At 68.8% G+C, this 10,755-nt stretch carries 8 protein-coding genes and 3 pseudogenes; 8 read left to right on the top strand and 3 right to left on the bottom strand.

Translation table 11 applies throughout. From position 1 onward, the window contains the following. Positions 1-113: 113 nt before the first annotated feature. On the top strand, positions 114-659 hold the full coding sequence (locus ABZ911_RS42290) for an ABC transporter ATP-binding protein (protein ID WP_358070073.1): 546 nt from the start codon (positions 114-116) through the stop codon (positions 657-659). Then, the gene (locus ABZ911_RS42285; protein ID WP_358070070.1) at positions 656-2,410 is read left to right on the top strand and encodes an ABC transporter ATP-binding protein; all 1,755 of its coding nucleotides are present in this window, start codon (positions 656-658) and stop codon (positions 2,408-2,410) included. The genes ABZ911_RS42290 and ABZ911_RS42285 overlap by 4 nt, the downstream gene beginning before the upstream one ends. 157 nt (positions 2,411-2,567) lie before the next feature. Here ABZ911_RS42285 and ABZ911_RS42280 read toward each other — a convergent pair. Next, positions 2,568-5,631: pseudogene (locus tag ABZ911_RS42280) on the bottom strand (Tn3 family transposase). 178 nt (positions 5,632-5,809) lie between these two features. Between ABZ911_RS42280 and ABZ911_RS42275 the strand changes: the two are divergent. The 3 genes and pseudogenes from ABZ911_RS42275 (at position 5,810) to ABZ911_RS42265 (ending at position 6,639) form a co-directional block, all read left to right on the top strand. Beyond that, positions 5,810-6,142, top strand: coding sequence for a hypothetical protein (locus ABZ911_RS42275; protein ID WP_358070078.1), 333 nt, complete (start codon positions 5,810-5,812; stop codon positions 6,140-6,142). Next, positions 6,115-6,324, top strand: a pseudogene (locus ABZ911_RS42270) (transposase); the annotation flags it as partial. The gene ABZ911_RS42275 and the pseudogene ABZ911_RS42270, both read left to right, overlap by 28 nt. Before the next feature lie 177 nt (positions 6,325-6,501). After that, positions 6,502-6,639, top strand: a complete 138-nt coding sequence (locus ABZ911_RS42265) for a hypothetical protein (protein WP_358070076.1) — start codon at positions 6,502-6,504, stop codon at positions 6,637-6,639. A gap of 116 nt (positions 6,640-6,755) precedes the next feature. On the opposite strand, the gene ABZ911_RS42260 is transcribed toward ABZ911_RS42265, so the two are convergent. After that, positions 6,756-8,138: an MFS transporter gene (locus ABZ911_RS42260; RefSeq protein ID WP_358070067.1), complete on the bottom strand. Its 1,383-nt coding sequence runs from the start codon at positions 8,136-8,138 to the stop codon at positions 6,756-6,758. Between the two features lie 124 nt (positions 8,139-8,262). Here ABZ911_RS42260 and ABZ911_RS42255 point away from each other — a divergent pair, with 124 nt between their 5' ends. From ABZ911_RS42255 to ABZ911_RS42245, 3 genes and pseudogenes are all read left to right on the top strand, one after another. Next, positions 8,263-9,225 (top strand): helix-turn-helix transcriptional regulator, encoded by a 963-nt coding sequence (locus ABZ911_RS42255; protein WP_358070064.1) that lies wholly within the window; start codon positions 8,263-8,265, stop codon positions 9,223-9,225. Between the two features lie 261 nt (positions 9,226-9,486). After that, positions 9,487-9,642 carry a hypothetical protein gene (locus ABZ911_RS42250; RefSeq protein ID WP_358070061.1) on the top strand — a complete coding sequence of 52 codons (156 nt, stop codon included), beginning with the start codon at positions 9,487-9,489 and terminating at the stop codon, positions 9,640-9,642. 123 nt (positions 9,643-9,765) lie between these two features. Then, a pseudogene (locus ABZ911_RS42245) lies at positions 9,766-10,038 on the top strand (transposase); the annotation flags it as partial. Positions 10,039-10,064: 26 nt separating this feature from the next. Here ABZ911_RS42245 and ABZ911_RS42240 read toward each other — a convergent pair. Next, a complete protein-coding gene (locus tag ABZ911_RS42240) occupies positions 10,065-10,493 on the bottom strand; it encodes an RICIN domain-containing protein (RefSeq protein ID WP_358070058.1) in 429 nt (142 codons plus the stop codon). Positions 10,494-10,755 lie beyond the last annotated feature (262 nt).

The following is a 10,755-nucleotide window of genomic DNA, read 5'->3' as shown; positions in this document are numbered from 1 at the left end:
TTCGACGATCTGCACGTCGATCCCGAGCCCGGCCCCATGGTCGACGACCGTGTTCTTGAACCCCTGATCGACCAGGGCTTTGGTCACCGTGCCGGGTCGCGCCGGGGAGCCTGGTGGGGCTGGTCAGCGCCCGGCCTGAGGAGAGCGTGGCGCTGCTCGAAGGGCTGGGCGGGTTCGACGGCACCTCCCTGATCGCCGACCACGACGCCGCCCTGTTCGCGGGCACGCTGCGCGAGGTCCTCCAGGGCCGGGGCGAGGCGGACGACGAGGCCATCCACCGGGCCGTGCACGTCGCCGCGGCGCAGGACGTGGTCGCCGGGCTGCGCCACGGGCTCGACTCGATGATCGAACCCGGCGGCCGCAACCTGTCGGGCGGCCAGCGTCAGCGGGTGCGCCTGGCCCGGGCGCTGCTGGCCGAGCCCGAGGTGCTGCTGGCCGTGGAGCCCACCTCCGCGCTGGACGCGCACACCGAGTCCCTCCTCGCGGGGCGGCTCCGTACGGCACGCGCCGGCCGTACGGCGGTCATGGCCACCACCTCGCCGCTGCTGCTCGCCCAGGCCGACCAGGTGCTGTTCATCGAGGACGGGCGGGTGGCCGCCGCCGGCACCCACCGCGAGCTGATGGAGTCCACCTCCGCCTACCGATCGGTGCTCGCATGAACCGCGACCTGCCCATCGCCGACCGCCGGCAGGTACGGCGGGCGGCCCTGCGCCTGGTGAGGCGCGACGTGCCGGGCTTCACCGCGACGCTGCTGCTCAACAGCCTGGCGGCGGCCGCCGCGCTGGTCAGCCCGTGGTTGCTGGGCCGCATCATCGACGCCATCAGCGCCGGAGAAACGGTCGACCTGCTCGCCGCCATCGCCGTGGGCGCGGCACTGGCCCAGCTGATCCTGTCCAGGTACGCCGAGAGGACCGGCACCCGCTTCAGCGAGCGTGTCCAGGAGCACATCCGCGCCGAACTCCTGGACCGTGTGCTGGCCCTGCCCGCCGCCACGGTCGAGCACATCCGCACCGGCGACCTGACCGCCCGCGGTACCACCGACGTGGCCGTCGTCGGCCGCACCCTGCGCGACGCCGCCCCCGCGATCCTCGTCTCGAGCCTGCAGGTGCTCTTCCTGATCGTCGCCGTCTTCCTGGTCGACCCCGTCCTGGGCGCCTGCGGCCTGCTCGCGCTGGCCGGCATCGTGGCAGCCTCCCGCTGGTACCTTCGCCGCGCCCGCCCCGGCTACCTGGAGGAAGGCGCCGCCCGCTCGGAGCTGGCCGAGCACCTGGCCGCCAATGCCGCGGGCGCCCGCACCATCGAAGCCCTGGGCCTGCAGGCCAAGCGCACGCGGGCGGCGGAACGGGTGATCGAGCGCAGCCGGGTCGCCCAGCTGCGGACCCTCTTCCTGCGCAGCGTGCTCTGGCCCTCGGTGGAGGTCTCCTCGCTCCTGCCGCCCGTGCTGGTGCTGCTGCTCGGCGGGGTGCTCCTGGACCGCGGCCAGGTCACGCTGGGCGCGGTCGTCACCTGCGTGCTCTACCTGCGCCAGCTCGGCCAGCCGATCGAGACGATCCTGATCTGGCTGGAGCAGCTGCAGAGCAGCGGCGCCTCCTTCGCCAGGATCGAGGGCCTCGCGACGCCGGCGCGGGAGGAGGTCGCCGCCGTGGCGCCGCAGGGCGACCGCATCGAGGCGTGTGGCGTGCACTTCGCCTACGAAGGCGGCGACGACGTGGTGGCCGGCGTCGATCTGACCGTACGGCCCGGCGAGCGCCTGGCCGTCGTCGGCCCCTCGGGAGCCGGCAAGTCCACCCTGGGCAAGCTGCTTGCCGGCATCGACCGCCCCCGCCTGGGCACGGTCACCGTCGGCTCGATGCCCGTCGCCGACCTCTCCCCCGCCCAACTCCGCGAGCACGTCGTCCTGGTCACCCAGGAACAGCACCTGTTCCTCGGCACCATCCGCGACAACCTGCTGCTGGCAGATCCGACGGCCGGCGACGACCGTTTGAGTAAGGCCCTGACGGCGGTCGGCGCCGACTGGATCGCCTCGCTCGACGACGAGCTGGGGTCCCAGTCGTCCGGCGCCACCCTCGGCCCGGACCGGGTCCAGCAGCTCGCCCTGGCCAGGGTCATCCTGGCCGACCCGCACACCGTCATCCTCGACGAGGCCACCGCCATGCTCGACCCCCGTAGGGCCAGGCGCGCCGAACGCTCGCTCGCCGCCGTCCTGGAGGGGCGGACCGTCATCGCGATCGCCCACCGCCTGCACACGGCCCGCGACGCCGACCGGGTGGTGGTCATGGACAACGGCCGGGTGGTGGAGGTCGGAGCCCACGACGAGCTGGTCGCGGCGGGCGGGGTGTACGAGGCGCTGTGGAGGTCGTGGCACGGCTCGCGGAGTCTCGGCGCCGACCACGATCCTCCGCAGCGCTGACCGGTGAAGCCGAGCGCACAGGCTATGAGGCTCGTCCACGGGGACGCCACTGGTTAACGGCAGCCGCTGACGCGGTCCTGCCGACGCTACTGCAACCAGTGGGCACACGTCGATTACCCAGCCAACGATGCGAGAGACGAGCCACTAGCTTCCTGTCTCAGCCGCCGATGCCCCGCTCGGGGTGAATGTCCACGGACTCGCCCAAGGGCCGCAGACCTCCGGACAGGTCGGGCAGGGCGAAGGAGTAGCGGCCCAGCATGTTCACGTGGGCGTGGATGAAGGGTGAGAGGCGGGCAACGTCTTCATCGCGCACCGGGAATCCCTGGAGGCGCAGCTTGGTCAGGGCCGCGTCCATGTAGCGAGTGTTAAACGGCACCACGGCGTTGAGGACCAGGCCGAGTGCGCCGAGCTGGTCCTCCATGCCTTCCTGATAGCGCTGGTAGAGGTGTCCGCGCTTGCCGTGGAAGATCCGCCGGGCCAGTGCGTGGCGGCCTTCCTGCAGGTTGGACTGGGCCTTGATCTCGTGCCGGTAGGTCGGCTCGTCGGCCATCCGCAGGATGTGCAGGGTTTTGGGGATGCGCCCGTAGTGGGCGATCGCGTCGCCCAGCGGGGTGGGCCGGCCGTCGCGAGAGAGCATCCGGATGACGTCGTGGGCGCGGACCGCGCCGGTGTGAATGGAGGCGATGATGCGGCAGATATCGTCCCAATGGCGCTCGATCTTGTCCAGGGCGATGCGCCCGCGCGCGATCTGCTGCAACGGCCCGTAGTCGGCGCGCGGGTCGACGCGCCACAGCTTCTGGTCGGGCAGGTCGGCCAGTTGCGGAGCGTAGGATAACCCGGCCAAGGTGAGGAGGCCGTAGACGATGTCGCTGTAGCTGGCGGTGTCGGTGACGATCATCTCGGGGCGTTTGCCGCCGTCGCGGTCGTACAGCACATCCAGCACATACAGCGAGTCACGCGGGGTGCCGGCCACGACCATCCCACTCAGCCCAGAGGCTTGATCATTGAGCATGTTCAACCAAGTCGCGCCGCGGCCGCGGCCGAAGTACTTGGGGTTGGGCCGGGCATAGATCGTGGTCGAGGGAACGACGAAGCGCATCCCGTCGACCGAGGCCACCAGCCCGCCGCCCCAGGATTGGGCCAGGGCGATGGCGGCCTGGGCGTCGATCAGGGTGGCGTTGGCGGCCTTGTAGGTGGCCAGGCGCAGGTAGGTCTGATCGACGTGGGAGAGCCGGTCGCGGGTCAGCGCCTTCGCGCCGCCGATGACCGGGGTCATCCCGACATTGCAGCCGTGCGCCACCAGCAGCGCGGCGATCGAGACCCGCAGGTCGGCCAGCCGGGCCGCCTCCCCGGTGATCGAGGTGAACGCCGCATCGGCGCCGGTCCAGGAGAACACCTCCAGCACCACCTCGGGCAGATCCACGCGTGGCATCATCGCCTCCACCGCCGCGCGCAGCGCCACCAGGCTCGCCGGTTCGGGAACGGCTTCCAAGGCCGCCAGGTGCAGCCGACCGTCGGCGCCCATGCTGGCGCTGGTGTTGGCGGGTAGCCGTCCGGCGACCTCCCGGTAGGCCGCGTCCAAAGCCTCGGCGCGCTGGGCCAGGTGCGCGCACGCCTGCTCGGGCAGACGCAGGCTGGCCAGCACGGTGGGGCGCAACGCCTCCCAGGCCGCGCCCTGCAGCAGCTTGGCGCCCGGGTCGCCCCACTTGGAGGAGTTGATCGCGAAGATCTTCCGGCGGCGCAGCAACCGGTGGAACTGCTCCAGCACGCAGAAGGCGTAGGCCTTCCAGTCCACCAGCCCGGCGTCCAAGTGCGGCGCGTGCAGCACCAGGCGCCGCCACGAGCCCGCCAACAACGAGACGTCGATCTCATCCGGAGTGACGCGCTTGCGGCCCATCAGTGCTGGCAACGTGCGCAACGCGGCGAGCACCCGCTTGCCTTCCGCGGTGGCACCGAACTGGATCACCTCACACAGCCTGGGCAGGAAGGGCCGCACCGTGGCGAAGCGGCTCACCAGCATCGCCCGCCACGCCTCATCGGCATCCGAATCGGCCGGCGGGTGAGTTCGATGATCGCGGCCAGCGCCGAAGTCAGCTCCCGCCGCGGCACGACCGCCTCGATCCTGGCCCACACCTCATCCACCGATGCCAGCCCCGGCCCCAGAAACTCGCCGGTGGGCCGTGTCGACCTGATCGTCGGTGGCCTCGATCAACACGCGCACTGCCTCGACCAGCGTGGCCGAAGCACGCTCAACCCGTGGCAGGGTGCGCAGCTTCTCCTTGGACGACTCCCGCTCCGCGCGCCCCAGCAGCTTGGTCGCGATCAGCAGATCCAGGGCATCGTCGACCGACCGGGTTGTCAAATGCACCACGGTGGCCAGCAACGTGGCGAGCTTTCGCTCCTCACCGTGCCGGGTCGATCAGCGTGGCCTTGCCGTCCATGCCGTAACGCCACAGCTCGGCCATCCGCCGGGGTGGGATCACCGACACATCCACCTGCGCCACCCCCAGCGCGGCGATCTCGGCCGCCCGCTCCAGAGCCTTGTCCATCTGCGGGCCCGACGCCTTCACCACCGGACGCCGCAACCGTTCCAGTGTGGAGATCCTCGCGTCGGCGGGCACATCCAGGAGTTCGGCCAGCACCCTGCGCTGCTCACCGTTGAGCAGCCCATGCAGGGTGTCCCACAGGCGTCTGGTGGCCTTCTCCCGTTCCCGGGCCACCAAGCGCGCCAGCCGATGCACCCCCGGCATCAGGACCGGGCGGGCGCGCAGCTCGACCACCGCCGCGTCGAACAACGCCTTGGGCCCCTCACCCGTGGTGAACGCCCGTGCCGCTATCCACTGCGCCAGGTCCGCTTCGACCGCGGCGAAGTCGACCCACCCGCCCGCCTCTTCGATCTCCCCGGCATGGCTGCGCGCTGTTCCATCGCGCTGTCCGTACAACTTGATACAGGAGGCGTCGGTGATTCCCAGTTGCTCGGCGAGATAGTCCACCACCTCGACGGGGACCTGGCGGGGGTCGGGCAGAAACCGCCGCAAGAACCGGGCGACACCGAGTTGGACGGCGAAGCCGAGCCTGTTGTGATCTCTGCGCTTACTCTCGATCGCCTCTCGGTCCGCGTCATCGAGGAAGAAGTACTTCTCCAGCTCCGTGCGTGTGGGCGCCCCCTGAAACGAGGCGAACCCAACCGCCTGCTCATCCGACAAGAACTCGACCGGCACTGCGAACCTCCACCAGGTCTATGACAAGACCTCCGAAGGTTCTGGCAACGATCACTGACCGGTCAAACCAGGAATCACCAGGACAAACGCTTAGCGCACGATCCGGTTCCGATGTTCCTCAGACCCCGGGTCTTGGTCCACCGTCTACTCCCGGTTCAACTCCTGGGCCAAAGCCGGCGTGTTCCAGGGCCTGATGGACGCGCTGATCGCCGAGGCCGCATCGCGAGGACAGGTCGGGCTGGAACTGGTCAGCGTGGACTCCACGATCGTGCGGGCGCATCAGGACTCGGCCGGGCTGGCGGTCGCCGGGGAAACCCTGGACGCGCTGGAGCAGGCGCTGACCGAGGAAAGGGGGGCTCCGCTTCCCGAGCAGCCGCCGGTGCTGCGGGTGACACGCCGCAGGCCCCACCCGATGCCGACGCGCCACAGGCGGACGATCGCGCCGCCATCCGGCGACGCCGTGAAGCTCGGGCGGAGGCGGCCGCGCTCGGCCGATCCCGAGGCGGACTGAGCAGCAAGATCCATGCCGTGGCCGATAGCGCGGGGTTGCCGCTGGTTTTCGTGCTCACGCCTGGGCAGGCCGCTGACTGCCCGCAGTTCACCACCGTCCTGGACGAGATCCGCGTGACCGGGCCGGTGGGCCGGCCCCGGACTCGCCCTGCCGCGGTGGCCGCGGACAAGGCCTACTCCTCCAAGGCCAACCGAGCCTATCTGGCCCACCGCTCGGGTCCATGCGATGAGCCCCAAAGCAACTGGGAACCATGTATCGGTTTATGCCCTCATGGACCGTCCGCTGCGCGCACTCCGGCGTACAGGCCAGGCATCCCACAAGCTCCCCCGGTCGGTCGCACGCCGGCAACCCTCGCCACCATGGTGCAGGCCGGCGGCATCGACGACGTGTGCGCCGCCGCCGACCGGCTGGCCGGACACCTCAGCATCACGCCGCTGCTGGCCTCGCCCACCCTCGATAGGAAGCAGAAGCGACGCGGACTCAGCATCGCCGCGTAGCCCGTCGCTGCCGGCGGCAACCAATTGTTGTTGGCCAGAAGGTTGTTGATGCCGGCTTTCAGCGCGGCGTGCAATGCCACGATCACGACACTGGACGCCGCGCGGGATTCTTCGTGTCAGCGCCGGGGCAGGGCGAGCGCGCATAGGGCGAACGTGATGGCGAATGCTGCCTGGACGAGCATGCAGATCGCCAGCGCGCTCATGTAGGCCTGACCTGTCGGGGCTGTGGAACCGGCCAGGGCCGCACCGAGTAGACCTCCGGCGACGGCGACGCCGAGGCCCATTGCGGCTTGCTGTGTGGTTTGAAGCACGCCGGATGCTGCTCCCGCGGATGCTGGAGGGACCTCGGCGATCATCGCTCCGACGAGCGGCCCGAACATGAAGGCCTGACCGACACCGACTCCGACGAGGAGGGCGGCGAACGTCCACGAGTTCAGGCCGGCACCCTGGAGGAACACGGAGACGGCTGTGATGCTCAGGAGTGCGGCTTGGATGAGTCCGCCGATGGTGAGGAGCCTGCGGAACCCGAAACGGGGCGCGAGCTTCCCCGACCAGATCGACACGGTAAGGAAGCACAAGGAGAACGGCAACAGCACGAGGGCCGCGTGCATGGGAGGCCATCCGAGCCCCGTCTGCGTGGAGATCGCGTAGAGGAACGTGAACGCACCGAACGCGGACTGGAGCATCAACGCCATCATCAGCCCGATCCGGTAGGAGCTGAGTCGAAACAGGGGCGGTGGAACGAGCGGAACGCGGTCACTACGGTGCAGCCGCAACTGCCACCGCCAGAACGCTGCGAAGAGCACCGGCGTTGCCCCCAGCAGCGCCCAGCACCAGACCGGCCAGCCCAGTGCGCCGCCCTGGGAGATCGGGATCATGAGTGCCAGCAGGGCGAGCCCGAGCAGTGCCGTCCCGATCAGGTCGAGCGACCGGTGGCCGGGCGCACTAGTATCGGGCAGCCAGCGCAGCGCAGCGCCGAACGCGATCACGCCCATGAGCACGCTCATCGCGAAGACCATGCGCCAGGGGGCACCGAGCAGGGGGACGGACAGCAAGAGGCCGCCGAGGACCTGACCGATCGCCGTGGCCCCGCCAGCGGTCGCACCGAACAGCGCGACAGCACGGGCACGTTCGGGCCCCTGGGTGGACGCCGTGATCGTCGCCAGCACCTGGGGAACCATGGCCGCCGCAGAGATTCCGGTGAGAGCCCGCGCGGCGATCAACACGGTGATGCTCGGGGCCAGGGTCGCGACCAGGGAGAACAGGGTGAAACCGGCCATGCCGAGCAGGAAGAGTCGGCGTCGCCCGTACAGGTCCCCGAGCCTGCCCCCGAGGACCATCGGAACGGCGAACCCCAACGCATACACCGACACCACCAACGACTGCTCGGCAGCCGTGGCCCCCAGGGAAGCACCGATGTCGGGCACGGCGATACCCGCCGCCGCGAAACTGGCCACCGACAACAGCAACGCCGACAGTGTCGCCAGGAGTCGGCCCATCCCCAGTCCTGGAGTCGGAGGCTCCGATGGACCCGGTGCAGGCGGCGACGCGGCACGGTCGTTCTCCCTGCCAGGTTCGCCTGTGCGGGAGGAGGGGTTGTCATGTGGTGCAGAAGATGTGGCCATGCCGTCGATCCTGAAGGGCCGCTTATCCTGGCACCAGGAGCCCATTTATGGGGGTACTAGCCACTACCTGGATACCGGGTTCTCCGTGCGGGAGGATGAAGACATGACAGAGACCAGGCCCGCCGCGATCCGGCGCGAGCTCGGTGACTTCCTCCGCAGCCGGCGCGAACGAGTGACCCCGCAGCAGGTAGGTCTCCCGTTGACAGGGCGACGGCGGACACCCGGACTACGGCGCGAAGAGGTCGCCGTCCTCGCGGGGGTCGGCGTCACCTGGTACACCTGGCTCGAACAAGGCCGGCCCATCAACGTCAGTATTCATGTCCTGCAGGCGATCGCCCGAGCCCTGCATCTGGATGACATCGAGAGACGGCACCTGCACCAGCTCGCCGGATCAAGTACGCCGAAAGCCGAGCCCACCGAATGTGCCCCGGGACTCACCGCGGCGTTTCAACCTGTCCTGGACAAGCTCGACCCGTTCCCTGCGTGCCTGCAAACGCCGCTGTTCGATGTGGTGGCATACAACCGTGCCTACCGGTTCCTGTTCACCGACCTTGACCTCATCCCACCTGGTGAACGCAACTGCGCGGTGCAATTCTTCACCGACCCTGACTGGCGCAGCCGCTACATCGACGGTGAGCTGGTTGCCGCCCGGATGGTCGCAAGAATGCGCGCCGAAGTCGGCACCGACCTCGGCGCCCCTGCCGCTGCCGGAGTCGTTGACGACCTCCGGGAGCGATCAGAGGAGTTCGCCCGACTGTGGGCTCGTCACGACGTACTGCCCCAGCAGTACGAGACAAAGCGCCTCGACAGCCCTCTTGTCGGGCAGCTTCAGCTGAACTTCGTCTCCACCAGTGTTTCGGAGACGGGACACCGGATGACCGTGATGACGCCGGCCGATGAGTCCACCTCCCTACGTCTGACCCAGATGGCAGACCTCACTGTCGCGACTACGCGGATGTAACACCTGAAGAAGATCGCCGCTCGGGGCGGGGAGGTCATCCTGGTTGACGGCACCCTCATCCCCACCCAGAGACGCACCGGCAAAGCCAACCGTCCCAACTACTCCGGCAAACACCACCGTCACGGCCTGCACGTCCTGGCCTGACCGCGATCTGTGCGACTTCTCATAAATGAGTACATCCGCGAGAAGTCCTTGGAAGGCCAGGCCTCGGCACGCGAACGCGGCCGCCACGGCGGCCGGCCCAAGGTGTTAGACGACGACATGATCGCCTACGCGCGCACGCTACGGAAACGCGGTGTCGCGGTACCCGACATCGCGGCCAAGCTTGTCATCCCCACCGGCAAGAACAAGGGCAGCAACCCCTCCGTGGCCAGCGTCTACCGCATCCTGGCCGACACCGACGTCACCTCCGCATAACAACGGCGCTCGACCCCGGCCCAAGGCTGGGCCGAGTCCGTGCCCGCAGCTCTGCCCCCTCAAGGCCCCCTGCCCGATTACTGAGAGTTACTTTGGGGCTCATCACATGGACCCGAGCGGTGGGCCTATCTGCGTCGCCGTGGGATCAGCGCGGTCATCCCGGAGAAGAGTGACCAGCAAGCCAACCGGAAGAAGAAGGGGGCGGCCGGTGGGCGGCCCGTCACGTTCGATCCGGAGCGCTACCGGCAGCGCAACACTGTCGAACGCTGCTTCCAGAAGATCAAGACCTGGCGTGGCCTGGCGACCCGCTACGACAAAGCCCCGGAGAGCTACGAGGCCGGACTCTACCTCCGGGGCTCGATCATGTGGTTAAGACTCCTCACCTCAACCACATGATGATCCGAACTTCAAACAGCCCCTAGCTAGGGAACGGCCTTGAGCAGCCAGAGTTCGTTCTCGTCATGACCTGGTTCGAACTGCACCACGCGCGCGCCCAGGTCGGTGGAGGCGTTTGCGACTGCCAGCACCTTGCCTGAGTGCTTGGCGATGAGCCGGTAGACGCCCGCCTCGTGCTCCTTGAGGTCCCAGATCTGGCTGGGGCTGCCATTGATGCCCCACTGCATCGCGAAGTCGGAGTTCTGGTTCGCCACGCTGACGTCCAGGGCCTTGCCGGAGTGTTCGGCGATGAACTTGTAGCCGCCATCGGCCGGTTCCAAGTGGAAGATCTGGTTGGTCCGGCCGTGGGGGGTCCACTGGATCACCCAGCCACCGTCGGACATGTCGCATTCCATGATGTCGAGGGCGAGCCCGGACTTCTTGTTGATCAGGGTGGCTCGGGCCGGGATGTCCATGGGGGTCCTCTCGAACTGGAGCGGTAGGTGGCGGTGCGCCGCCTTGTCTCCATAAGAGACGATTACGCACGGGAAATCACCCTTCGGCCGTGACCGCTTCCGGACAGGGTTCCCACTGCAGGAAGGCGGCGGTAGCCCGTCGACCACCCTTCCTGGTTGGCCCTCCGCTCGCCGGGTAGCCCCGGTGCATTACTGCACCGGGGCCCCCTCAGAACCGTGCGTGCCACTCGTCGCGGCACACGGCTCAAGCAAGCCGCGATGG

The sequence above is a fragment of the Nonomuraea sp. NPDC046570 genome (genome assembly GCF_040645915.1).
GTDB lineage: Bacteria > Actinomycetota > Actinomycetes > Streptosporangiales > Streptosporangiaceae > Nonomuraea.
This window is presented reverse-complemented; position numbering and strand designations above follow the sequence as displayed.